The 21,272-nt window shown below is 65.3% G+C and carries 30 protein-coding genes; 1 reads left to right on the forward strand and 29 read right to left on the reverse strand.

What is annotated here, in order from left to right:
• Positions 1 to 51 precede the first annotated feature (51 nt).
• The 26 genes from BLR12_RS23990 to BLR12_RS24415 form a co-directional block, all read right to left on the reverse strand.
• Entirely contained in the window at positions 52 to 465 is a 414-nt protein-coding gene (locus BLR12_RS23990; RefSeq protein ID WP_143018732.1) for a hypothetical protein, read from the reverse strand.
• On the reverse strand, positions 462 to 848 hold the full coding sequence (locus tag BLR12_RS07470) for a hypothetical protein (RefSeq protein ID WP_091375642.1): 387 nt from the start codon (positions 846 to 848) through the stop codon (positions 462 to 464). The genes BLR12_RS23990 and BLR12_RS07470 overlap by 4 nt, the downstream gene beginning before the upstream one ends.
• Positions 848 to 1,264 (reverse strand): DUF6093 family protein, encoded by a 417-nt coding sequence (locus tag BLR12_RS07475; RefSeq protein WP_091375645.1) that lies wholly within the window; start codon positions 1,262 to 1,264, stop codon positions 848 to 850. Before BLR12_RS07475 ends, BLR12_RS07470 begins: the two co-directional genes overlap by 1 nt.
• Positions 1,261 to 1,734, reverse strand: a complete 474-nt coding sequence (locus tag BLR12_RS07480) for a hypothetical protein (protein WP_091375647.1) — start codon at positions 1,732 to 1,734, stop codon at positions 1,261 to 1,263. The genes BLR12_RS07475 and BLR12_RS07480 overlap by 4 nt, the downstream gene beginning before the upstream one ends.
• 10 nt (positions 1,735 to 1,744) lie before the next feature.
• Entirely contained in the window at positions 1,745 to 1,897 is a 153-nt protein-coding gene (locus BLR12_RS24400) for a hypothetical protein (RefSeq protein ID WP_176832402.1), read from the reverse strand.
• Positions 1,898 to 1,982: 85 nt separating this feature from the next.
• Positions 1,983 to 2,882 carry a phage major capsid family protein gene (locus BLR12_RS07485; RefSeq protein WP_091375649.1) on the reverse strand — a complete coding sequence of 300 codons (900 nt, stop codon included), beginning with the start codon at positions 2,880 to 2,882 and terminating at the stop codon, positions 1,983 to 1,985.
• Between the two features lie 11 nt (positions 2,883 to 2,893).
• Entirely contained in the window at positions 2,894 to 3,361 is a 468-nt protein-coding gene (locus tag BLR12_RS07490) for a hypothetical protein (RefSeq protein ID WP_091375652.1), read from the reverse strand.
• Positions 3,362 to 3,407: 46 nt separating this feature from the next.
• Entirely contained in the window at positions 3,408 to 4,043 is a 636-nt protein-coding gene (locus BLR12_RS25630) for an HNH endonuclease (protein WP_091375655.1), read from the reverse strand.
• 29 nt (positions 4,044 to 4,072) lie between these two features.
• The gene (locus tag BLR12_RS07500) at positions 4,073 to 4,876 is read right to left on the reverse strand and encodes a VG15 protein (protein ID WP_091375657.1); all 804 of its coding nucleotides are present in this window, start codon (positions 4,874 to 4,876) and stop codon (positions 4,073 to 4,075) included.
• Positions 4,851 to 6,308, reverse strand: a complete 1,458-nt coding sequence (locus tag BLR12_RS07505; RefSeq protein WP_091375660.1) for a phage portal protein — start codon at positions 6,306 to 6,308, stop codon at positions 4,851 to 4,853. Before BLR12_RS07505 ends, BLR12_RS07500 begins: the two co-directional genes overlap by 26 nt.
• Positions 6,305 to 7,798: a terminase gene (locus BLR12_RS07510; protein WP_176832403.1), complete on the reverse strand. Its 1,494-nt coding sequence runs from the start codon at positions 7,796 to 7,798 to the stop codon at positions 6,305 to 6,307. The genes BLR12_RS07505 and BLR12_RS07510 overlap by 4 nt, the downstream gene beginning before the upstream one ends.
• On the reverse strand, positions 7,782 to 8,027 hold the full coding sequence (locus BLR12_RS07515; protein WP_218120577.1) for a hypothetical protein: 246 nt from the start codon (positions 8,025 to 8,027) through the stop codon (positions 7,782 to 7,784). The genes BLR12_RS07510 and BLR12_RS07515 overlap by 17 nt, the downstream gene beginning before the upstream one ends.
• Positions 8,028 to 8,216: 189 nt before the next feature.
• Positions 8,217 to 8,492 carry an HNH endonuclease gene (locus BLR12_RS07520; RefSeq protein ID WP_091375662.1) on the reverse strand — a complete coding sequence of 92 codons (276 nt, stop codon included), beginning with the start codon at positions 8,490 to 8,492 and terminating at the stop codon, positions 8,217 to 8,219.
• 123 nt (positions 8,493 to 8,615) lie between these two features.
• Positions 8,616 to 9,617 (reverse strand): hypothetical protein, encoded by a 1,002-nt coding sequence (locus BLR12_RS07525; RefSeq protein ID WP_091375665.1) that lies wholly within the window; start codon positions 9,615 to 9,617, stop codon positions 8,616 to 8,618.
• Positions 9,617 to 10,090 carry a hypothetical protein gene (locus tag BLR12_RS07530; protein WP_091375667.1) on the reverse strand — a complete coding sequence of 158 codons (474 nt, stop codon included), beginning with the start codon at positions 10,088 to 10,090 and terminating at the stop codon, positions 9,617 to 9,619. The genes BLR12_RS07525 and BLR12_RS07530 overlap by 1 nt, the downstream gene beginning before the upstream one ends.
• Positions 10,087 to 10,527, reverse strand: a complete 441-nt coding sequence (locus BLR12_RS07535; protein WP_143018733.1) for a hypothetical protein — start codon at positions 10,525 to 10,527, stop codon at positions 10,087 to 10,089. Before BLR12_RS07535 ends, BLR12_RS07530 begins: the two co-directional genes overlap by 4 nt.
• Positions 10,528 to 10,630: 103 nt before the next feature.
• Entirely contained in the window at positions 10,631 to 10,846 is a 216-nt protein-coding gene (locus tag BLR12_RS07540) for a hypothetical protein (RefSeq protein WP_091375672.1), read from the reverse strand.
• A gap of 443 nt (positions 10,847 to 11,289) precedes the next feature.
• Positions 11,290 to 11,436: a hypothetical protein gene (locus BLR12_RS24405; protein ID WP_176832404.1), complete on the reverse strand. Its 147-nt coding sequence runs from the start codon at positions 11,434 to 11,436 to the stop codon at positions 11,290 to 11,292.
• An 87-nt stretch (positions 11,437 to 11,523) separates the two neighbouring features.
• On the reverse strand, positions 11,524 to 11,706 hold the full coding sequence (locus tag BLR12_RS07545; protein WP_143018734.1) for a hypothetical protein: 183 nt from the start codon (positions 11,704 to 11,706) through the stop codon (positions 11,524 to 11,526).
• Positions 11,707 to 11,765: 59 nt separating this feature from the next.
• Positions 11,766 to 11,906, reverse strand: coding sequence for a hypothetical protein (locus BLR12_RS24410; RefSeq protein ID WP_176832405.1), 141 nt, complete (start codon positions 11,904 to 11,906; stop codon positions 11,766 to 11,768).
• A complete protein-coding gene (locus BLR12_RS07550; RefSeq protein WP_218120578.1) occupies positions 11,906 to 12,130 on the reverse strand; it encodes a hypothetical protein in 225 nt (74 codons plus the stop codon). The genes BLR12_RS24410 and BLR12_RS07550 overlap by 1 nt, the downstream gene beginning before the upstream one ends.
• Positions 12,131 to 12,337: 207 nt before the next feature.
• Positions 12,338 to 12,622 (reverse strand): DUF6221 family protein, encoded by a 285-nt coding sequence (locus BLR12_RS07560; protein ID WP_091375682.1) that lies wholly within the window; start codon positions 12,620 to 12,622, stop codon positions 12,338 to 12,340.
• Positions 12,619 to 12,921 carry a hypothetical protein gene (locus tag BLR12_RS07565; protein ID WP_091375685.1) on the reverse strand — a complete coding sequence of 101 codons (303 nt, stop codon included), beginning with the start codon at positions 12,919 to 12,921 and terminating at the stop codon, positions 12,619 to 12,621. Before BLR12_RS07565 ends, BLR12_RS07560 begins: the two co-directional genes overlap by 4 nt.
• Positions 12,922 to 13,402: 481 nt before the next feature.
• Positions 13,403 to 15,046 (reverse strand): YfjI family protein, encoded by a 1,644-nt coding sequence (locus tag BLR12_RS07570; RefSeq protein WP_091375687.1) that lies wholly within the window; start codon positions 15,044 to 15,046, stop codon positions 13,403 to 13,405.
• Positions 15,043 to 16,137, reverse strand: a complete 1,095-nt coding sequence (locus BLR12_RS07575) for a bifunctional DNA primase/polymerase (protein WP_176832406.1) — start codon at positions 16,135 to 16,137, stop codon at positions 15,043 to 15,045. Before BLR12_RS07575 ends, BLR12_RS07570 begins: the two co-directional genes overlap by 4 nt.
• Positions 16,138 to 16,346: 209 nt before the next feature.
• Positions 16,347 to 16,550, reverse strand: coding sequence for a helix-turn-helix domain-containing protein (locus tag BLR12_RS24415; protein WP_176832407.1), 204 nt, complete (start codon positions 16,548 to 16,550; stop codon positions 16,347 to 16,349).
• Positions 16,551 to 16,851: 301 nt separating this feature from the next.
• Here BLR12_RS24415 and BLR12_RS25150 point away from each other — a divergent pair, with 301 nt between their 5' ends.
• Complete coding sequence (locus BLR12_RS25150; RefSeq protein ID WP_255363355.1) at positions 16,852 to 16,986, forward strand: hypothetical protein; 135 nt, start codon at positions 16,852 to 16,854, stop codon at positions 16,984 to 16,986.
• Between the two features lie 6 nt (positions 16,987 to 16,992).
• Here the strand turns inward: BLR12_RS25150 and BLR12_RS07585 are convergent, their stop codons facing one another.
• The 3 genes from BLR12_RS07585 to BLR12_RS07595 form a co-directional block, all read right to left on the reverse strand.
• A complete protein-coding gene (locus BLR12_RS07585) occupies positions 16,993 to 18,702 on the reverse strand; it encodes a recombinase family protein (RefSeq protein WP_176832408.1) in 1,710 nt (569 codons plus the stop codon).
• Entirely contained in the window at positions 18,699 to 19,868 is a 1,170-nt protein-coding gene (locus tag BLR12_RS07590) for a CaiB/BaiF CoA transferase family protein (protein ID WP_091375696.1), read from the reverse strand. The genes BLR12_RS07585 and BLR12_RS07590 overlap by 4 nt, the downstream gene beginning before the upstream one ends.
• 73 nt (positions 19,869 to 19,941) lie before the next feature.
• Positions 19,942 to 21,180, reverse strand: coding sequence for a globin domain-containing protein (locus tag BLR12_RS07595; RefSeq protein WP_091375699.1), 1,239 nt, complete (start codon positions 21,178 to 21,180; stop codon positions 19,942 to 19,944).
• Positions 21,181 to 21,272: the final 92 nt, after the last annotated feature.

Genomic DNA, 21,272 nt, shown 5'->3' on the forward strand with positions numbered 1-21,272 from the left:
CGGTTCGGAGTTGGACGATCCAAGGCCGGGAGTGGCCCAGGCTTGTGGTGGTCACGCAGGGGAAAGGCGGAAGTGCCATTCGTCGGCCTGCGTCCAGATGGGCGGATTCTTGTCGTCGTCACGCGCCAGTGGGATCGCTGGATGGTGGGATGGAGTCTGCACTTTCCAGCCACCTACCTGCGCCCCGTTGAGTCCGAGAATGGCGGTACGAAGAGCCTTGACAGCAATGCGAACTGCCTCTGGAGATTGTCCCACAGAATGGAAGATAGCCGAAACCCTGAACCCATCACGTGACCGGAGAGTTCGGTCGGTAATGCGGCCGGCATCCCACCACGCCACGATGTAAGGGCGATCCGTCACGTCTTCTGGCTTCTCGCCGTCACCGATCAGAAAGCCATGGGAGGTCACAGCGGCCTCGACGGCGTTGATGAGCGGCTGTGCGTCGGGAATGGCCGGTGCGGTCACAGGAGCCTCCCTACGGCGTCAGCGATGGCTTGCTCAAAGCGCGGCTCTTCGGACTCCAAGGCCCGGCCCAGGTCACGGTGCGGCGGGCTGGTCGGGGACCCGTATTCCAGAATGCCGCCCAGTCGTGCCTGCTTACCGAGGTTCCCCGGTGCGTCGTGGTTGTAGCCGATGTCGGCCTCGATCACGTCACCGGTCTCATCCACATCGAAATCGATGGCCTGCGGCGCATACCGGCCATGCCAGCGGGACGAGGCAGTGGAATTCCGGCGGCCCTCGTTCTTGACGTTCACCGCGCCCTTGACGACCACCGGCCGGACAACGCTCTTCACCTGAGCACCGGCACGTTCCAGATCCCGGGCGAAGCCGTCTGGACTCTCAGCCATCAGGCTTCCTCACACAGCAGACGGCGCGAGGAGATGTAGTCGCCAGCCTGCGGACTGAACCGGACTTGGAACCGGCGACCCACGAACCAGCCGTCCGGGGAGGAGTCGATGGTGACCCACTGGTTGCGCTCGACGTTGGTGACCCGGAAAGGGATCGACACCTGGAACATCGACGGCGAAACCTGCTCGCCACCGGCCTCAGCGGTGCGACCCCAGGAACCGGCAGGCTTGATCTTACATTTCCCTGAGTAGATGACCGCACCGAGCGCCGGAGCCACTGCGCCAGTCACGGGGTCGGTCGTCTTACCAGAGCCACCCGCGCGAATGGTGCACCGGGACTTCATCATCGCCTCAGCGACAGCACGGGCCGTCTCAGCCGTCTCCACCGCGTCCTGGGCGAACTTGTCGAAGCTCACGTGGTCTCCCACAGAGGAAAGCCACCGGTCAGGTAGGCACCGCACGAGCAGTAGTTGGCACCCAGCCGCAGCGCACAGATGTCGGCGTGGATGGCCGTGGATGTCGGCAGGGTGTCGATGGAGTAGGCGCCGGACTTCTCGGTCTGGCACAGGTTCTGGAGCTGCTGGATCTCAGACGGCCAGAACATGCCCCGACGGGTCTGCCGGTTGTCGTAAGTCTTGCTCTGGTTGAAGTCGTCGGTGGTCTGCTGAATGGTCGTCAGCCCACCATTGCCGGACTCATTCCAGCGGAGGATCGCCCCGCGCAGAATGGCCCGAGCTGCCGACTCCTTGGTGAAGTCAGCCTCGGTGATGCAGGGCGCAACCGTGGCCGCCACAGCCAGAGCGTCCTCGATCATCGCCACAGCCTTGGCCCGCTCGATCTGGGCAAACGGGGTGAGGTCTTCGGGGACTAGCTGAACGGCGGCCACGGCTGGCTCCTTACTCGCTGTCGGACTTGCTGGCCCGCTTGGCGGGTGCCTTGTCGGCGGCCTCGTACTCAGCCGTCGAAAGGCTCTCAACAACGTCCTCGGGCACCTGAACAACGACGCCGGTGCGGACGCTACGGAGGCGAACTAGCTTCTGGTCAGCCATGGGTTTCTCCTTTAGATCGTGAAGCGGACGGACCTGGGGAGGGCGGTGCCGGAGAACTCAATCCCCGACACCGCCCAACTCAGAATCAGGCGACAGCGTCAACGACCTTGGCGAACGCACCCAGGTCGGCGATGCCCCAGCCGTAGACAACCTCGGCGCGGAAGGCGACCTGGTTGTTGCGCTTGAGGTCACCCTGGCCGTCCGGGTCGCCGTACTCGATCATCTCAAGACCGACCTGGCGCTGAATGCCCCAGCGGATACCGGAGAAGTCACCGACGACGGCCTTGAGGTTGGTCGCAGAAGCGGCAACGCCAGCAGCGCCAACCGTCTTGGAGACCGACGCACGGTGGCCATCCAGCTCCGACACCTCAGTACCGAGCTTGAAGTTCGGGTACAGCTTCTGCTCACTGTTGGTGCCACGGGCGGTGGAGAACCGAGCCGCAAAGGACGGGTCCAGGGCCACATCGCTGGGGACGTAGCCATTCGCCAGCACCAGGGTGTCAGCGGCGTCCAGGTAGGTGTACGGAGCAGCCGCAGCAACCTCGACCGAGCTGGTGGTAGCCGTCAGCCGGTCAGTCATGGCCGCCACTGCGGCGCCGTTGGCCGGGTTGATGGCGTGGAAGACCCCGTAGTCCAGCGCCCGCGAGAGGGACGGCTGGATGAGACCGAGGATCTGCTCGACGACCTGGAGCTGGTGGTCCTCGTCGGCCCACTTGACCTCATCGGTCCAGCGAACGGTCTTGTGGAACTTGAACGGCTTGACCGTCTTGACGGTGGGCGTGATGTTCGACGGACCCTTGTTGGCGCCCTCACCGACGTACTCGGCCTCGCCGATGTCGAAGGTCATGGACGAACCGTTGCCGAACAGCATGGGAAGGGCACCGGACAGGGCAGCGATGGTCGAGCCATTCTGCACCTTGCCGAGCCACGGCTCGATGTACTGGACGGGGACCGTGATGGCCCCGGTGGTCAGGATTGCAGGCACAGCAGTTCTCCTTAAGAGTTAGGGTTCCGGCCGAAGAGTGCACCGACGAACTGCTTGTTCTCGTCGGGCTTCGGCGCAGGAGTGGTCGAGCCCTCACGGGGCACGTTGTTGCCAGACTTCTTGGTGCTGCCACGGCCGACCAGTCGGGTGACCTGCTTGAGCAGCAGTTCCGGGTCGTTCGCGGTGAGGAACAGATCGGCGTCGTCGGACTCGATACCGTGAAGCTCGACCAGGTGGGTGCGCAGTGCTTCTGCCACCTTGCTCGGGACCTCAGCGGCAGCCGACTCGGCCTTCTCCAGCTTCTGAGTGAGCTCACCAACCTGAGTAGCGGCTTCGGCGTTTGCCTTGGCCTCAGTGCGGTACTTCGCCGACTCCTTTCGGAGCTTCTCGACGTACTCCGCATCGAATACCTTCGGCTCCTGACCGGCGCCCTCCTGGGGCTGCTCAGTAGTAGCGGTATCGGTAATTGGCTCGCTCATTTGACCCTCCTGGGGTTAGTTCTATCGGTCGCCACCTGGACGGCCGCTAAGGGAGAGTGACTCCCTTACGTAGGTTGCAGACCAGATGCGTCCATTGGACGTTGGACTGGTCGTGCGCTCCGCCCTTGGAGAGCGGAAGAATGTGGTCCAGAGAAGCACTCTCTGGGTCTGGCCAGGGCAAGCTGCGGTCGATCGCGTCTCCACAAAGACCACACAGCCCGCCGCAGTCTGTCCAAGCGGTCTCGCCGTCTACCTGCCCGACCCCGCCGTACCGGGAAGCTCGCCGCTTGCGGTGGTGGTCACGGACCCGCTCGGGGTTCTCGGCCTTCCACTGAGCAAGTGCCGCTCGGTACTTCTCGGGGTTAGCCTCCCGATACATACGAGCTTGTTCTACGCGGCGGTCGCGGTTCCGTCGCTGCCATGCCAGCTTTGATTCTAGGTAGCGCTCGCGGTTTCGCTCACGCCATGACTCGGTGGCTGCCTTCGCGGCTTCGGGGTTCTCCATACGCCACTGGCGGTTGTACTCGGCGATGCGGTCAGCATTTGCAGCCTTATACGCCTTGCCAGCAGTCCGGACACACCCACGACACCGACGCTGACGCCCGTCCTTTGCAGCGGACTGTCGATGGAACTCGTCGAGAGGCTTACTCACCTCGCAGGTAGAGCAGCGTTTCTCGTCCATTCTACCATTTTGCCACACTTTCCGGCGGTCTACGGTGCGCGTAGGTACTCGCGGATGCGGGCATTGTTAGCTGCCCGCTGGCTCTTGCTACGGAACCGCTGACTAGGTGTGTACTTCTCTACCGGCCGAGGGTCGCCGCCCAGAACCGGCACGCACACACAATCACACCGGTCGTGACTACTGAAGGTCGCGGTTTCGGCACTAAAGACCGCACCCCTGCCTGCGATCATCTTACAGAAATCACACGACTCACCGGTTGTCTGCCGTGCCCAGCCGCGCGCTTGTGGATCAGCCTTGAGTGATCCGATAACGCTGTCCCGGTCCATGTCGGCCACCAGGCGCTGGAAGCCACCCTCGACTCGGCCCTGGGCTGAGGCGAAGTCAGGGATGAAGTCCGGGTCGCCCAGCTTCGGGATGCGGATGACCTCGCCGGCCTCGTTGACCTCGGGATTTCCCCGGAATAGCGGGTCCGTGCCCCACCCGATGAGTGCGTCATAGCGACCCTGGTCGGGCATCTCGGCCGGAATGGCGCGGAAGGTGCCCGGAACGCCCGACAGATCCCGCATATCGTCGTACCAGTCAGCACCGAGCGTGGCCGCAGCCGGTCCGTACTCCTCGGACAGTGCCGGAAGCGCCAGGGCCAGCCCGTCACGGAAGCGGTTCGGGTCCCGGCCGGTCAGACTGCGCCAGATACCACCCAGCTCGTTCAGGGCCAGCCGGAGCAGCGTCTCCAGGTCCACCCGGTGCAGTTGCAGCGACTCACCAGCCACCACACTGCCCGCGAGAACCGCAGGCGGAATGGTCTGCTCAGGCGCTGACGTCGGCGTCGTCATCGCTCACCTGCACCGGAGCCTGATCCGGGGTCTGGGTGGCCTGGGCCCGCGCGGTGATGTCCCGGAGAGCCTGTCGGCCAGCGTTCCGGCGACGGTCAGCCATGGCTCGCTTGATTTCCTGTTCGGTGAGGCCCAATTTCTCGAGCCCGACCTCAGTCTCGGCCAGCCACGGGACCGAGGCGATCAGCTTCTGCCCGGCGTCGGCTTGAGCCGCACTGGAGATGAAGCGCGGGTTACGCCACTTGGGGGTGATGGTGCGCCAATCCCGAGGGACCTCGGTGAGACCATTCTGGATGGCCAGTCCGCGGACTACCGACCGTCGCAGTGCGGGCGTCCAGTCATCGGTCGCGCCCTCGGCCTCAGCGATCAGCTCATGCTGGCTCGCGTCGTAGGCTTCCGCACTGGTCGGGTTCGCCATATCTGTGATGGCCACCGACGTGTCCGGCAGCGACGCCTCACGGGCGAACTGCTTGGCCAGCGCGTTCAGGTGCGCAAGATGAGGCTCAGGAGAGGCGGCGTCGATCTGCTTGATATCGGCCCGCTGGTGCGTCGCATTCGGGTCCTCGTTGTCCGGCACACCGAAAATGCGGCCCAGCATCATCTGCCAGGCGGCCTTCTGTGACCCGTCCGCGTTCTTGAACAGCGCACCATCCGCACCCATCAGCCAGAGCTGCGGGAAAGAATACACATCCATGTGGCCTTCCATGCGGATAACCGTCCGCAGGCCCTGGTCGTGCAAGCTCATGATAGGCCGAGAGATACGCGAGGCACCAAAAGGCCGGCGGGGCAGCGGCTTGTAGGGGAACACCTCAGCCGGAACGCCCCAGGAGTGCTCGGCTCGATCGATCTGCCAGCCGGAGGAGTCCTTCTCGGCCGAGATCGTCATGTTCGGCAGGTACAGCGCGAACGCCGTGACGTTGCCCTTGTCGTCCCGGGCGATGATCGACAGCAGATTGTCCAGGCGGCGGGTGCGCGGGTTCCAATCGCCAGTGGCGTTCAACGCATCCTTGACGTGGATCAGCGAGGACGGCTCACCAATCGACGCATCGCCCTCGGTGTTGATGAGGAACGCCGGGCCGTGCTGGAGCGACGCCAGAATGGCACCATTCAGCTCGGTCTTGAGGTTGTTGGCCTCCGCCAGCTCATCCATACCCAGCGAACCGAGGTCGCCATCGGCCCACACCATGCGGTCGTGGTTGCACCGGCGAGCCAGGCCATCCACAGCCTTCGCCGACCACCCGAGCACCAGGCCCAGGTTGTAGTACTGCGGCGGAATGACAGTGCCGACCTGCTTGATGGCCCGCTTTCCGTCGTAGTAGGAGGCGCGCAGTATGTTTCTCGGCTGTCGGGCGTTCAGCTCATCCAGGAGCCGGTTCAGCGTGGCATTCTCGTCATCGGATAGGCCGGGCAGGGTCAGCTTTTCAGTATTCATGAAAGTACCGTCAGCACCCTCTCGCTAGCCGTGCCGCCCCGAGACGGTCTCTGGACCTTGGTTGTCTGTGCACCCGACAGCGCCAATGTGGCGGCTTGGACCGGGGTGATATCTGAATGGGAGAGCTTTCGGCTCCACACCCACATGCCGGTGTCCCCCAGTGGGCGCTTACCAGCAGAAAGAGCAGCGGCAGAAAACTGCGGCTGACCGATGTGGAACAGGTCTTGAGTAATGATACCGCTAAGAACGGTCGTACATGCGGAACCGAGCTCAGTTACACGAATCGGCGTAACCAGAACCTGGGTGTCCTTGAAGTACCAGTGGCCGTTGTTGCGCTTCTCCAGGAGAGCCTTGATCGGCCCACCCACATCGACCATGATCGCGCGGATCTGCGGATTCAGCTCCACATACTTCTCGATGTACGGCACCAGCCAGGAGACGCCGGCCCCCTTGGTGTGCTGGTCCTCGACCATCTCGAAGTGCCAGCGGCCATCGGGGCGGACACCGGCCATCGCCACTGAGGCATAGGCCAGATCGGGCCCACACTCGACACCCAGAGCGAACCTGTCGACAGCAATCGAGTGCTCGTCCTCGGCGGACTTCCAGGACGGGCCGGGGATGACCCCCTTGCCCATCGCCGTCTCCCAAATCCCCAGCGCCTCACGAAGCCACGCCTCGTCGCTGGGGAGGTTCTCCCGCAGCCGGAGCATCGAGGACAGCGGCGTGCGGTGCGGAAAGGACGGATTGGCCTTGGCCCACTGCTTGTGGTCGTCGGGGTCGGCGTCCGGGTCGGCGGAACACTCCACGAACAAGGTGTCCTCGGTCTTGCCTTCCAGCGCCTTGGTCCGCTTGAGCGAGAACGCCTCGCCGGGATCGGCCGGCCGGGGTGGCGTGCCCATGTAGAACAGCAGCGCGCCATGGGGGTGCCGGGTCTGGTTGGTGGCGGCCACCATGTCTTCCAGTGCCTTCTCCGTCAGGATCTGCGCCTCATCGAAGACCTCGATATCGACTTCATCGAAGCCACGGCCGAAACCCTGCTCCCGCGCGCCGAACATGATGATCGATCCATTGAGGAACCGGATCTCCTGCTCACCGTTAGCGGTGCGGATGCCGTTGTGCGCCAGGAACGGTGCCACCTTTGGGTGCTGGGCGAATCCCTGCAAGCCCCGGAAGGTGTTGGTGATCGTCCGGTTGTGGTGGGCCGTCCACAGCACCTTGAGGCCGGGAAAGAGCACACACAGGGCGAAGATGAGCCGGGAGACTAGGAACGTTTTGGCTACCTGGCGCGGAATGGACAGCACCACACCGCCGACCGTGGCCGCGTATAGCCCGTCGGCACGCTTGCCGAGGACCGCCCGGCTCAGACCCTGCTGCCATTCATCGAACTCGACTCCGAACTCGCGGAGTTGCTGTTCGACCGCTGGCCAGCCGGTGGAGGTGATGCCCGACGGAAGAACGACGTGTCGGGCGGCCTCAGACAGCCGAGGCATCGAAGGACTCGTCAGCGGCCCGGCCGCCGGTCCTGCCTTCCTTCGCCAGACGGGCGTCGATCTGCTTGATCTCGCGGACGATCTCGCCCAGCCGCTTGGTCAGGGCCGCCAGGTCGCGGGGGGCGGTCGCCTTGCTCTCTACGGACTCCGCGACACGATCCCGCATGGCAGCCCACAGTTCGCGCTCAGTGCCGTCCTTGGCGGCCTCTGTGACGCTCTTGGGGATCACGGGGGCAGGAGGCTGCTCGCCCGCAGCGACGGCTCGTAGCGGCGGTTTGCGAGTCATCTGGGGCACCTCCTGGACGTGGGAAAAATGGTTGAAGTCTGTGGAATCTTGCGGGGAGAGATCGGACCAATGCCCGGAGGTCTCCAGATCTTGATGAGAGGGGGACCTCCCCCACCCCGACGCTCGTGAAGATCACGGCCGACGCAACGAACCGCTGCGCCGAGTCACACTGCCGAACGGCTTGTCGCTCTTGTCCCGGTTGCACTTGTTGTGGGCCGGGGCCAGATTGCCCGGGTCCTCGGTCCCACCGCTGTGTAGCGCCAGCTTGTGATCGACAACTCCGCTGAAAGGATCAGGAAATTTGAGCGTCAGATCGATGTCGTTACCGCAAAGCCAACAGACTGGATTAGCACGAAGGATGCGAGCGTTGCGCTGTGCTCGTGCTCGTCCATTGATGCGTTCGGTCATGAGCCGATGACCTTGACCATGTAGCCAACGAAGAAGAAGTGGAAGACTCGTGGCACAAGACACGTGACCACAGCATTCCCATCCTCTACTACGTTAGTGCTCACTTGCCAATGTGTCAACACATCAGCTCGCATTGCTCAGTCTCTTACTCAGACCGTTACGTCTGCGCTTTCGATCACGGATCTGCTCGACTTCACCGATCTGAACCGTGAGCTTTCGTCCTGCCTTCTCGCTCGTGATGCGCTTCTCTGCTACCCACCTGCGAATGGTCGAGGCCGGCACACCTGTGAACCACTCGGCCCGGTACACCTCGACGTATCCCTGACGGACCAGCATGTCACCCAAGTGGCGCAGCTCCTGGTAGTCGAAGGTCCGGTCACACCTACCGCAGTACACCGACCCGTGCTCGGGGTCAGGCCACAGCTTGCCGCCGCACTCCCCGGTATCCAGCAAGGTAGGGCACAGACCGACGGGGCTGGCCTTTGGCTCCTCGGTGCGGTTGACGTTCTCGAGCTGTCGCATGAGACGGGACAGGTCACGGTGTAGGTCGGAGACCCAGTGCTGTGCCGCCACCCAGGTCAGGTGCCGGGTCAGCAGATCCCGCTCACTGCTGATGGTGTCGGTATCGGGGACGGACAGGTGGTGCCACGGGGCGAGGGAATGGCAGGACTCATGCCCGCACTGCTCGGTGCACACGGGGCCGGGATAGGGCCATTCACGCCAGGAGATGGTGCGGGTGCGGCCGACCAGACCACGGTAGGTACGGACCCGAGAGGCGTACTTGTGCAGCACGGTGAACACCGAGAGGGTCCGACCGGCGACCAGGGCGTCATCGGCATCCTCAGCCCATCCTGTGCCTACCCGGGGATCGGTATGCACCAGGGCATCGAGGAGGGCAGGGGCACGCTGGGAGCACAGGGTGGCGCCACGGGTGCCGCTGCTCTGCTGTAACGAGGGAACCGGGGACAGTGTGGCCACCTGGTCCTCGATGTCCCGCAGCAGGGAGGACAGGGCCTGGTAGTGGCTATCGCAGACCAGACCTACCTCGGCAGGTACGGATGTGCGGTGCAGGACGCAGGTGGCGGGGGATAGGTCAGTGTCCTGGACTGGGGTGTGGGTGGACATCAGGGCCTCACTACCACCATCTCGGGATTGGTTGGGGTGTGATTACCTGAGCGGGCATCCTCGGCCATCTTGCGTGGCATAGGGGGGACCGCAACATTGGCAGTGCGTAATGCCTGAACCAGAATCTCCACGTAGCTGGTGAGTTGGTCCATTCGTGCCTCGGCCTCATCGAGCCTCTCTTGCATCCCCCGCATGACCCTCTCCTGCATGGACAGCACCCTGTCGGCGCGGTCAGTCGCCTTGCTGCCAACGTCGGCCATGATGGAGTCGGCCTCAGCCTCTGTGCGTCCGGCATCTGCTGCCATCTTGCGCTTCTGCTGCCGGACCATGAACAGTGCACCGATACCGCCGATCCCGCCGAGAGCGAGCAGCAGTCGCAACCCCCAGTCGAGTAGTTCGCCGAGGGTGGGCGGGGAGTCAGGTGGTGGCGTGGGGGAGATAGATTCGGCAGCGGTCAGGAGAACCTCGATCACCGGAGGTCCACCCCCGGATGTTCCTTGAGATAGGAGGACATCAAGACCAGGTCAGTGCGGATCTGCCAGCAGCGGGCCAGATTGGCGACCACGAAAGACAGCGGAAGCGCAATAGAGGTCACGCCATCCAACCCGTTCACCGCGAGCGAGGCGTAGATGTAGGTGCCGTAGAGGGCGGCCATCACGGTGAGGCCAGCACGCTCGATGAGTAGGCCCTCGATACGGCGGCGGTAGATCCCGTAGAGGGTCACGCCAGCGAACAGGACCAGGGCGATCCAGAAAGCGCGACCCCAGAACATATCGAACTCGGCGGCAATGGCTGGTGAGATCCGTTGAGGAAGAACCGTCCCAACAATGCCGAGCGCGACACTGGCAACCAAGATGGCGACTTCGTGTGGCTGTCGGCCGGTGCGAACTCGAAGCAGGCGTTCTGTCACAGCAGGGTTCCCCTCAGAGGATTAGTGGATACACCACAAAGGATGCCCGCTTGATCTGTGAATACCACGTGACGAACACCCCTCCCCGTTGTGTTACGACTACCTACGCGGTGATATCGCCGGTGGACATGCGTTCGTAGTGCAGGACGCAGGCAGGGCATAGCGCAGTAGTCGGGTTGAACTCCTCGGCCGGTCGCAGCACCCAGCCGAGGTGCGCCATACGGTCACGCAGTTCGGATGCCAGCTCGATGAGGACGTGAATGCAGCCCCGCCGGTCACAGGTGATGGAAACCAGTCCGCCGTCGAGTGTGTCGAACATGGCGGCACTCCTATGAAACTTGGATGATAGCACTATCCTACGCTATTCGGGGCCCATTACGGCAGTGTGCGCTAAGGGATAGGGCTCTATAGCTACACGGGCACCCGACCCATTAAGGGATAACGCAGCGAGGTAGAGTGAAGACCGCTACCCGGCAATACGTTGATAGTCCTGAGCCGGGCAGCACGAGGGCGCTCAGCCACCTCCCGATGGGGTCGGCCGGGCGCCCTCACTCATAATCGGTTTACGTCGAGCCCGGTAATAACTTATGTCGCTTGGCCGGCCTCTGTCTACCGCAGCCGAACAGGGCGGATGGGTTTACATTGTGACCAACGTAAGCCGGGAGCAACACATTAGTTAGGGTTCATTATCCGAACCTAGGCACAGACGACAAACGCCCACCCTCCTCGACACTGAGGAAGATGGGCGCGTGCCTGGTGGAGCTAGCTGGCGTCATCCAGGAGAACGGTCACCTGGTGTTCGATGGGCTCATAGCAGACCTCACAGAAGACGGCGTGGCATTCGGAGCAGCAGATCACGGTGCTGGCCGCTGGATGACTGGCGCAGATCATCGCGGTGATGGTGTTCATGTGTCCTCCTCATAGGAAATGCACGGACACAGAAAGCCGCACTTGTCGATCCGCCGGACCCTGCCGAACAGCAGGAACCGGATGGTCTCAACTAGACGAGTCACTGGGCACGCTCCGGCTGTATACGACGGCCTCTAGCCGGGTCGCCTGGACGGACAGCCGGTTGGCCAGCTGGCCACGGTGGACGCTGGTGGTGTCGGGATCGAGTAGCCACTGGCTGATGAGGCGGATCTCGCGCACCACGTCCTCGATGCGCTGCTCGTCGGTCACGGTCGCCTCCCCGGGATGAATCGGGACTCCCGTGAACCGAAGCTGGTGACCTCGATCCACTACCAGTTCGGGTGCTCTTCGGTCTCGGCCTCGGTCCACCAGCCACGCTTCTCCGGCGGGAGAGCCAGGGTCAGCGCCTCCTGCACGTCACGGGAGAGGCCGTCGAGCACCTGCTGATGGGTGACCACCTCGTCCTCCATCACCGCCTCCTCATGGAAGCCTGGGCCTGACCAACAAAGGTCCGCACATCAACAATGTCGGATGCCCTGACCTCTTCGCCGGGCTTGATACGGACACGAGCGAGCGGAATGTTGGTGTCCGCCATGTAGAGGGTCTGAGTGACATCGAGCCCGTGCCGGGTCAGGTACCTGCCGACCTGCCGGCCTATCCACCCACGCAGGAACCAGGGGCGCTTGTTGCCCATAGCGTTGCTCATATCAAGCCTCCGGCATGTCTTGTGAGTGGTTGAGGACGAAGCGAGCCCGGGTCACATAGGGCCGCTTGTCCTCGTACGGGAGCCTCCGCCACGCAGAGCGGTCAGCGTTGATGGGCTGCTCCAAGCTCCACCAGGCAAAGGCCAGGGACTCCACGGACACCACAGCCAGGTCGTCTAGGTGCCGCACACCGGGCCTCATATCTGCCACTCCTCGCGGAACTCGGGGTGCGTGTCGTACTTGGCCGCTAGGTGAGTGAGCACGACCCACTCGGCCTCGTTGGAGAAGTCCTCGGTGAAGGTGGCCTCCAGCAGCCGGAACCGGGCGTCGATATCAGCCAGGTGTGCGCGACGCTGATCGACGGCCTCGATACCGGGATAGACGCCGCCTCGTGCGATGGGGTTGAGGGCGATGGTGCGTAGCTCCCCCATCAGCCGGTCGTGGAGGAACTGGGCCAGGGTGTCGGTGTCCCGGAGAGTCATGCCACGCGCCCCTCATGGCGAAGGCAGTACCCGTCCCGCTGGGAGCAGTCGTGGCAGAAGGAGATGCCACGGAAGCTCTTCTCCTCCTCGGCCGAGTAGAGAACCTGACCATTCGTCACCACCGGCACCATCTCGATGACCTGCTGGTCGTCTTCGGCGTCATAGAGGACACTGGTACGCCACAGCACGACGCTCGCGTACCAGTTCTGGTCCCCTACCTCGGCGCTGTGATCCCAGTAGGCGGCGAACCAGCCATAGTCTGCCGGTGTCGTAGTGACGCTCTGGATCTGCCTACTCATGGTGTCCTCGCATTCTGGGACCGGCTGCTCACCGTGTCCCGCTGGTGTGTTAGTGAGCTGCTGGACTCACACCATTATCATACACCAATTCACACCTATAAACGGGCCCTCACACCATTCCGACCTTTGCCATGTGTCCGTCAACCCGACAATCCGGCGTCCATCCGCTTCGACACTCTCTGCTACCAGTTCCTCACCCGTTGTCGATTTTGTCAGTTTTGTCAGTAGGTTTGGGGGGTAACCAGAAACAGCCCCCAAACAGACCCGATCTAAGATCCACATCCCTCTGAGCAGGGAAAATACAGATTTAGTAGTAGTAGTTGATCTTGTAAAATGCCTTAAGGGGATGATTCTCCATGACTACCCAAACCTACTGACAAAACTGACAAAACCCCCGACGCCGGCCTCCCCCGCACCGACCCCGGAAACGACAACAGGGCCGGACCCCGAAGAGCCCGACCCTGCTGTTGCCTCTGCCCTACTACTCATCCAGGAGGCAGGGGTGCACCTCCCACTTGGGGCTACCCGGACGACCCGATCCGGTGCGACGGACCTTGGCCTCCCGCATCCAACCGTGCTCGACCAGCATGGCGATGGCTGCCTCGGTCTGCTCCTTGGTGGTGAAGTTGCACATCCGGTGCACGTCCCGAAGGCTGACCACCTCGGTCTTGCTCGTGCGGTTACGGAGCCAGTTGAGCACCTTGTCCGCGTCATTCACGTCGGCTACCTCACCGGCCATGGCCACGGCGTAGCGGTAGTGCTCCAGCGACCACTCAGCGGCCTGGATGCCCCACTTCACGCTGGCCGCCCCGATCTCATAGATGAACGCCCGCTGCACGCCCATATGCGCCAAGTGGTGCAGGGCAGCCAGCCGGACCGCCGAGCCGACCAGCTTGGAGCCGAACCCGCCCATGGCCCGCAGGTCTCCACCAGGCCGCAGACGGACCTCACAGCGCTCCTCGTAGGCGTGCAGAGCATCGGCTGCATCGGCGCTCATCCGCAGCGTGTAGCGGTCCTCGACGGTCCACAGCCCCATCACGTAGCTGGACAGCAGATCGGTGTAGGCGTCCACCACCTCCGGGCGCAGCGAGGCCGGAGTCATCGACCGGTAGCCCAGCTTGTCCGGCGGAGCGGCAATAAGGAACCGGTCCACCAGGCCGCGACCCTTGGCGTTGGGAACATTGATTAGTTCCCGCAGCGTCTGCGCCTGGCTCATGATCCCCATGGAGATGATCGGTGAGTCCAGCACCACGTCCTCACGTCCTACCCGCTTGGTGCTGATCGGGTCTCCGACGTGTCCCTTGAGCAGCAGGTCGATGTTGGAGCCACCGTTGCTGCTGTAGCGGGCACCGGCCATCGTGCTCAGGCCACCGCCCTCGGCATCGAACACCGATAGGCGTTCACCGTTGGCCTCCAGCGCAAGCGCCATGGCTTCCGGGGTGGCGTCGTTGACGATGAGGGAAGGCAGTGCCGGGACCTCGATGGCGTCGAAGTCGGCCATGGCGTCCTCCAGCTCGTTGAGAGCGTCGAAGCTGCCGTCCTTCTCGGCCTTCTTCTTCGCCGCCTTGACCCGCTGCTCGGCCACCGACTTCTTGATAGCCGCCTTCTGTCGGTCGGCGTCCATGGCCTCCCGCAGCTTGCTCTGGATCTCGTGCAGCGGGCGGGTCAGTTGAGTCATGGCGGCGGACTTTCGGTTGCCGGACTCGGCGATCCCCAGGGCGTACAGGGTGACCGTCTCGTGCCAGGTTCCGCCCACGTCCACCTTGACGCGCCCCACCATCGCGGAGGAGAGGGCAGCCAGCGCGATGACTGCGACCAGATCCGGCGAGACCTGGAGCGCTTCGGCCACACCGGTCACCATGTCGCGCAGCACCGGCGGCAGCCCCTCGACAGGGAATGTGGCGAGACCCTCGTTGGAGTGCAGGGAGGTGGGCTCTTCCCATTGGTACAGGAAGTCCTCCACAGCCTCGTCGGCCAGCAGGTTGCGGAAGCGGCTCTGGAACTCGGGCTGCCAGATGATGCTGGACTTGTCACCCAGCAGTTCGGCAAACCGCTGGAACTCCTCGGCAGCGGCCGGGGATAGGTCGATGGTGTTGACGGTGACGGTCTCTTCGTTGATGCTCACTTGACTAGGCCCTTCAGTGCAGAAACGTTGGCAATGAATTCCGCGCGGACGCGGTCGGTCTTCTTGTTGTCCTCGGCGACCCAGACGTAGGCACCGTGGACCAGTTCTTCGACCTGCTCGTAGGTCCACTTGCCCTTGGCCGGGTTGTGCGGGGAGTTGCGGATGATGTCCCAGCACAGATCCACGGCGTGCGGCTCGGGCATCTCCACCGTGTGTCCGGCGAGCTTGCAGGCGATCCGGTAGAGGACGCCGTTCTGGCCGTCGGTGACTTTGAGCGGAATGCCGTTGGCCTGGTAGTAGTTGATGTCCACCTTGCCGTCGGAGCCGTTGTGCCGGCCGACCCGGTCCATGACGGTGAATTCGACTGCCGGTACACCTTTGATGGCGCCGCGCCGCTTCAGCTTTTCCAGTAGCACCTTGGGGGCCATCGGGATTTGGGCGGGGTCCCCGGCGTACCAGGACTGCACTCCGATGTCCTTAACGGGCTTCTCCTGGCGATCCAGCCCGACCGTGGTGTATTTCCACGACCCGGGGGCGACCACGAACCAGGGCACGTCCACGCCTTTGGCCAGTTTGGAGATGAACGGCAGGCCCATCTTCGGAAAGGCCCGGGGCAGCCGCCAGTAGAGGTGGTAGCCGCCGTAGTAGGACGGGGACTTCGACATCGGCACCTCGGACACGTCCAGCCCGATCTCGGCTGCCATCTCCATGAAGTTGAGTTCGCCGTTGACGCTGTCGTCGTTGTCGATGTCCACGACCAGCAGATGATTGGCCTGGGTGGGGAGCCCGACGCCACGGAACGGGTCATCGGTCCACCACTTTCGGATCAGGTCCGGGTCGGTGGTGCCCTGCTCGTACTGCTTGCCCCTGAACGCGGGGAGCTTCCCGGCCTGGTCGAAGGACTTCTCCGTCTTGCGGATGTCCTCCATGGACTTCAGCGGCATGACCTTGTAGCCGAGGCCCGCCCAGTAGGTAGCGATGGCGATCGGGTCGTAGGTGTCGGACTCGGTGTAGCCGTTGCCGCCGGGGACGCCTGCTTGCTGCGCCAGGTCGAGCAGCGCCGGTGCGGGCCGGACCTGGTACTTCGCCATGAAGTCGTAGAAGTTAACGCCGCCGCTGGATCGACCGGTTGCCAGGTCGCGGTGCGGTAGACTAGTGTTTGTCATGTTAGTGAGGTCCTTTCTGGTGTGTGGGCCTGCTGACGGCAGTGAGTAGGAGTCGGTCGGGTTGCTGGACCTGACCTGGGGCCACATTCGGCAGTCGTCGGGTGTGGCCCTTTCCTTGTGCCGAGGTTGTTGGCTTAACGGGACTCGATCTGCGGACCAACGAGAAGGGCCTCGACCTCCTCCTGCTTGATCCAGACCGAGTAGTTGTTGCGGCGGTCCTTGTGCTTGTTTAGCTGGCCTCGGTCGAACATGCGGTAGACGGTCATCGGGACGACGCCGAGCATGTCAGCGGCCTCCTTGATGGTGATGAATCCTTCGTGGTTTTCGGTGCGGGTCATTGGGTGACTCCCTCGCGCTGGCTGGTGTGCCTGACACCAATAACAATACACGACTTCTAACTCAGTCTCACTCAGTCTGGCCCTTTTTCGGGTACCATTCTTTATTCGCACAGGTCGCATGCGGTTGACAATCGGAAAACTTTTTCTGGGCACCACTCCGGAGCCCGTGAAGCCGCCCTCACAGGCTGCCCACTGCACAACGAGAACGGCCCCCGTCGCGTTGACGAGGGCCGTAGGTCGGTTAAGGCAGGACAATTCGGGTTGACTGACAGTGCCGCTTATCCCGCCGACACTTGATGGCGTGGGCGACCTGGAGAAGATGTACGCAGCCGCTGCTGATCAGCTCGTGCGGTCCGCGCCACCGATCAATGACGTGGCGAGGCGTCGGCTGCTGGACATCGCAGCGCGTACCCGCCGGACCAGCAAGGCAGCGTGACGCTCCTTAGCCGAACAGCACCTCGGTAGTGGCGGGGACCATCTGCTTGGCGCGCACCGGGCCTACTCTGCCAATCGGGTGCAGCACGATCTGAGCAATCAGCAGTTCCAGGATCTCGCGGCGCTCCTCAAAACTACCCTCCCGCCAGGCTGCCAGAACGTCCTCGGCACCCAATGGCGACCCGGTGACCTCGAAGTCGCGGAGCTGAGCATCCAGGGTGGTGACCTTGTTTCGCATCGACCGCAGGATCGGGACGAAGTCCACCGAGTCGATGTCCCCGGCGGCGTACTGCTCCCGCAGGGTGGCGATGCGCGCCTCCGCAGCCTCCCGTTCTGCCGAGAGGCGCGCGAACTCCTGTGCTTCGGCGGTGGTTCCTTCGGCCGGGTCGAGGGGGCGCACATCGGCCAACCTGGCATCGACTACCGCGAAGACGTATGCCTCCAGAGCCGCCAGGTTGCGCGAGACGCGTCCGCAGCCGTGCCCGGTCCCCTTGTCGCACTGCACAACGGACTTCGGCAGCGGCGCCCCGTCTTCGCCCCGGAACACATGCACGATCATCCGGTGCCCGCAGACGCCGCAGTAGGCCAGTCCGGACAGGAGGTTCTCTCGCCCCTTGTATTGTGCCCGCGAGAGACTAGATCGGTCAGAGATGGCGGCACACATCCGTTCCCAGGTGTCGCGGTCCAGGATGGCATCGAAGCTGCCTTCACCGAGGATCTCGCCCTTGTAGGAGACGAGGCCGGCATTTCGGGGACGCATGAGGGTGTAGCGGACGGTGGTGCGGAACCACTTCTCCCCGCGAATCGGCTTGGTGCCGTTCTCCATCCACACCCGCGCTACTTCGTTGAGGCTGGCCCCGTCCAGGATGAGCTTGGCCGCCAGGCGGATGGCCTCTGCCTCGTCCGGCTTGACTATCTCCCCGCCCTTTTCGAAGCCGAAGGATCGGCCCACCGGGGATGGCCGGTTGTGGGTGTCCCGGCGCTGCTGGAAGGCTCGGGAGACCCGTTCTCCGATGCGCTCCGCCTCCGCTGCGTCCTGGGCGGCGAGGATGCGCCCGATCATGCGCCCGTCTGCGGTGGTGAGGTCGGCGCTACCGGAGGCGACGGTGGCCAGTCGGACGCCGGTGTCCTCGACCAGCTTGATGACCGTCTCGTACTCAGCGGGGCGCCGGGTCAGTCGGGAGTTGGAGTAGTACAAGATCCCGTCAACCTCGCCCGCTCCCACTGCGGCCAGCAGCCGGTCGAACGCCGGTCGGCGCTTGCGGCTCTTGGTCGAGGCGGAGATGTCGTTGTCCACGAACACCGGGTCGATCTCGGGGTGCAGGGTCCAGCCCAGCCGCTCGGCCAGGGCACGGCAGTCCTCGACCTGGCGGGTGACGCCGTGCTCGCGGCCTTCCTTGTCGTCGCTGATGCGGGCGTAGATGGCGGCTCGTACCGGTCGCTCTGCCATGCTCGGACTCCCCCTGCGACGGCGGTGAGGTAGTCCACTGTACGTGTGAGACGCCTTGAGGTCCATGCCGGCGGAGAAGGTGCCGCCGGCTCCGGTGAGCACGCCGACGCGCAACCCGTCGTCGGCGTCGAGCTCGTCGACCGCCGCGGCGACCGCCTCGGCGACGGCGCGGGTGAGCGCGTTGCGCGCCTGCGGCCGGTCGATCGTGATCACCAGGACGGCGTCCCGCCGCTCGACCCGCACCTCCTCGCCCACGAGCCCGCTCACGTCTGCTCCTCCCCGTCCGCCTGGACGACGGCCCCGGACGCCAGCAGCCCGGCCAGCTCGTCGTCGCCGAAGCCCCACGCCGCCAGCGCCGCGCGGGTGTGCTGCCCGGGCCTGCCCGGTGCCCCGCGGACCGCGCCCGGGGTGCGGGAGAACCGCGGCGCCGGCGCGGGCTCCGGGTGCCCGTCGCGCTCGGTGAAGGTGCCGCGGGCGGCGAGGTGCGGGTGGTGCGGCGCCTCGGTCAGCCCGAGCACCGGCGTCACGCAGGCGTCGGTGCCGGCGAAGGCGTCGGCCCACTCGTCGCGGGTGCGGCCGGCGAGGACCGCGGCGATCCGCGCGCGCTGCTCGGGCCACCGGGCGACGTCCAGCTGCCCGCCGTGCTCGGCGGGGTCGATGCGCAGGCCCGCCAGCAGCTGGGCGTGGAACTGCGGCTCGATCGCGCCGACGGCGACGTGCCGGCCGTCGGCGCAGGCGTAGACGCCGTAGAAGGGGGCGGCGCCGTCGAGCAGGTTGGCCGCGCGGCGGTCGGTCCACCGGCCGGCCGCCAGCAGGCCGTGGACCATCGTCACCAGCGAGCTCGCGCCGTCCACCATGGCCGCGTCGACGACCTGGCCGCGCCCGCTGGTCTGCCGCTCCAGCAGCGCGGCGAGCACGCCGACGACGAGGAACAGCGACCCGCCGCCGAAGTCCGCGCCGATGTTGAGCGGGGGCACCGGCGTCTCCGCCGTCCCGATGGCGTGCAGGGCGCCGGTGAGGCCGAGGTAGTTGATGTCGTGCCCGGCGCGGTCGGCGAGCGGCCCGTCCTGCCCCCAGCCGGTCATCCGCGCGTAGACCAGCCGCGGGTTGCGGGCCAGGCAGTCGTCGGGGCCGACGCCGAGCCGCTCGGTGACGCCCGGGCGCAGCCCCTCGACCAGCACGTCGGCGGACCCGGCCAGCCGCAGGACGACGTCCCGGCCGGCCGGGCTCTTGAGGTCCACGGCGACCGACGGCCGGCTGCGGTTCAGCGCGTCCCGCTCCGGCGGCACCAGCTGCGTGCCGCCGCCGGGACGGTCGACCCGGACGACGTCGGCGCCCAGCTCGGCCAGCAGCAGGCAGGCGTAGGGCGCGGGACCGAGCCCGGCCAGCTCGACGACGCGGATCCCCGCCAGGGGGCCGGTGGGCGGCAGCACCGTCGCACCGTAACCCCGCGTGCCCGGACGCCGACGACGCCCGCCCGGCCGGCCCGTCCGGGTCGCGGGGAGCTCAGGCGGCCGCGTCGCTGCCCGGCGCGGGTTCGGCCTGGAAGTCCGCCTGCCACAGGTCGGGGCCGAACACCTCGTACTGGATGTCCCGGGGCGGGACGCCGCGCGCGACGAGGGCGCTGCGCACGGCCTGCATGAACGGCAGCGGCCCGCACAGGTAGTAGGCCGCCCCGTCGGGGAGCTCCACACGGTCGAGGTCCATGGTCCCGGCGTGCACCCCGTCGACCGGCAGCTCGCTCTGGCCGCCGGACTCGTACCAGACGTGCACGCTCCCCCTCGGCAGGGCGCGGAGGTCGGCGAGCACCTGCCGGCGCAGGGCGAACGACGCCTCGTCGGCGTCGGCGTGCAGCAGGGTGATCGGCAGCCCGGAGCCGGCCTGCCGCAGGTGGGACAGCATGCCGGCCATCGGGGTGACGCCGATGCCGGCGCTGACGAACACGGCCGGCCGGGAGTCGTCGAGCACCACGTCACCGAAGGGCAGCGACATGGTCAGGGTGTCCCCGACCTGCACGCGGTCGCAGAGGTGGTTGGAGACCTCGCCGTCGGGCTGGTCGCCGCCGCGGACCCGCTTGACCGAGAACTGCCGGTGCTCGCCGTCGTCGGCGGCCGTCAGGCTGTACTGCCGCGGCTGGTGGACCCCGTCGGGCATCTGCACCTTCACGGTGACGTACTGGCCGGGCAGGGAGGTCTTGACCAGCCGGTCGTCGATCCGCGCCAACCGGAACGTGACCACGTCGTCGTTCTCGGCGACCTTCTCCGCCACCCGCCAGTCGCGCCACACCGTCTCGGGGCGCACCCCCCGGGCGCTGTACAGGCCCCGCTCCTGGTGGATGAGGGCGTAGGCCATCAGCCAGTACACCTCGTCCCAGGCGGCGGCGACCTCCGGGGTGACCGCGTCGCCGAGCACGTCGGCGATCGCCCAGAACAGGTGCTCGTGGACCACCTGGTACTGGTCGGGCCGGATCCCGAGCGAGGCGTGCTTGTGCGCGATCCGGTTCAGCAGCTGCTCGGGCAGCTGCTCCGGGGTCTGCACCAGGGTGCTGGCGAAGGCGGCCACCGACCCGGCCAGCGCGACCTGCTGGGTGCCCTCGGCCTGGTTGCCGCGGTTGAACACCCCGTCGATCAGCTCGGGATGGGCGTCGAACAGGTGCCGGTAGAACCGCTGCGCGATCTCGCCGATGTGGTCGGCCACCACGGGCAGCGTCGCCTCCACCACCGGGCGGGCACGGTCGGACAGCATGCAGGCTTCCTCTCCTCGTCGTCGTCGCGGCCGCGGGAGTCCCCTGCCCGCGGCCGTCGGTGCGTCGCCGGCCCGGACGGCCCGGCGCGAGC

This window comes from Geodermatophilus sp. DSM 45219 (assembly GCF_900104025.1).
Taxonomy (GTDB): Bacteria; Actinomycetota; Actinomycetes; order Mycobacteriales; family Geodermatophilaceae; genus Geodermatophilus.

What these genes read in the sequence shown, in the direction of transcription:
- BLR12_RS07595 (WP_091375699.1), bottom strand. Translation starts at nt 21,180, where the DNA reads ATGCTGTCCGACCGTGCCCGCCCGGTGGTGGAGGCGACGCTGCCCGTG.
- BLR12_RS24415 (WP_176832407.1), bottom strand. Translation starts at nt 16,550, where the DNA reads ATGACCCGCACCGAAAACCACGAAGGATTCATCACCATCAAGGAGGCC.
- BLR12_RS25630 (WP_091375655.1), bottom strand. Translation starts at nt 4,043, where the DNA reads ATGGACGAGAAACGCTGCTCTACCTGCGAGGTGAGTAAGCCTCTCGAC.
- BLR12_RS07520 (WP_091375662.1), bottom strand. Translation starts at nt 8,492, where the DNA reads ATGACCGAACGCATCAATGGACGAGCACGAGCACAGCGCAACGCTCGC.
- BLR12_RS07560 (WP_091375682.1), bottom strand. Translation starts at nt 12,622, where the DNA reads ATGACTCTCCGGGACACCGACACCCTGGCCCAGTTCCTCCACGACCGG.
- BLR12_RS07575 (WP_176832406.1), bottom strand. Translation starts at nt 16,137, where the DNA reads ATGGCGAAGTACCAGGTCCGGCCCGCACCGGCGCTGCTCGACCTGGCG.
- BLR12_RS24400 (WP_176832402.1), bottom strand. Translation starts at nt 1,897, where the DNA reads ATGGCTGACCAGAAGCTAGTTCGCCTCCGTAGCGTCCGCACCGGCGTC.
- BLR12_RS07565 (WP_091375685.1), bottom strand. Translation starts at nt 12,921, where the DNA reads ATGAGTAGGCAGATCCAGAGCGTCACTACGACACCGGCAGACTATGGC.
- BLR12_RS07470 (WP_091375642.1), bottom strand. Translation starts at nt 848, where the DNA reads ATGGCTGAGAGTCCAGACGGCTTCGCCCGGGATCTGGAACGTGCCGGT.
- BLR12_RS07505 (WP_091375660.1), bottom strand. Translation starts at nt 6,308, where the DNA reads ATGAATACTGAAAAGCTGACCCTGCCCGGCCTATCCGATGACGAGAAT.
- BLR12_RS24405 (WP_176832404.1), bottom strand. Translation starts at nt 11,436, where the DNA reads ATGAACACCATCACCGCGATGATCTGCGCCAGTCATCCAGCGGCCAGC.
- BLR12_RS07510 (WP_176832403.1), bottom strand. Translation starts at nt 7,798, where the DNA reads ATGCCTCGGCTGTCTGAGGCCGCCCGACACGTCGTTCTTCCGTCGGGC.
- BLR12_RS07490 (WP_091375652.1), bottom strand. Translation starts at nt 3,361, where the DNA reads ATGAGCGAGCCAATTACCGATACCGCTACTACTGAGCAGCCCCAGGAG.
- BLR12_RS07525 (WP_091375665.1), bottom strand. Translation starts at nt 9,617, where the DNA reads ATGTCCACCCACACCCCAGTCCAGGACACTGACCTATCCCCCGCCACC.
- BLR12_RS07550 (WP_218120578.1), bottom strand. Translation starts at nt 12,130, where the DNA reads ATGGGCAACAAGCGCCCCTGGTTCCTGCGTGGGTGGATAGGCCGGCAG.
- BLR12_RS07500 (WP_091375657.1), bottom strand. Translation starts at nt 4,876, where the DNA reads ATGACGACGCCGACGTCAGCGCCTGAGCAGACCATTCCGCCTGCGGTT.
- BLR12_RS07540 (WP_091375672.1), bottom strand. Translation starts at nt 10,846, where the DNA reads ATGTTCGACACACTCGACGGCGGACTGGTTTCCATCACCTGTGACCGG.
- BLR12_RS24410 (WP_176832405.1), bottom strand. Translation starts at nt 11,906, where the DNA reads ATGGAGGACGAGGTGGTCACCCATCAGCAGGTGCTCGACGGCCTCTCC.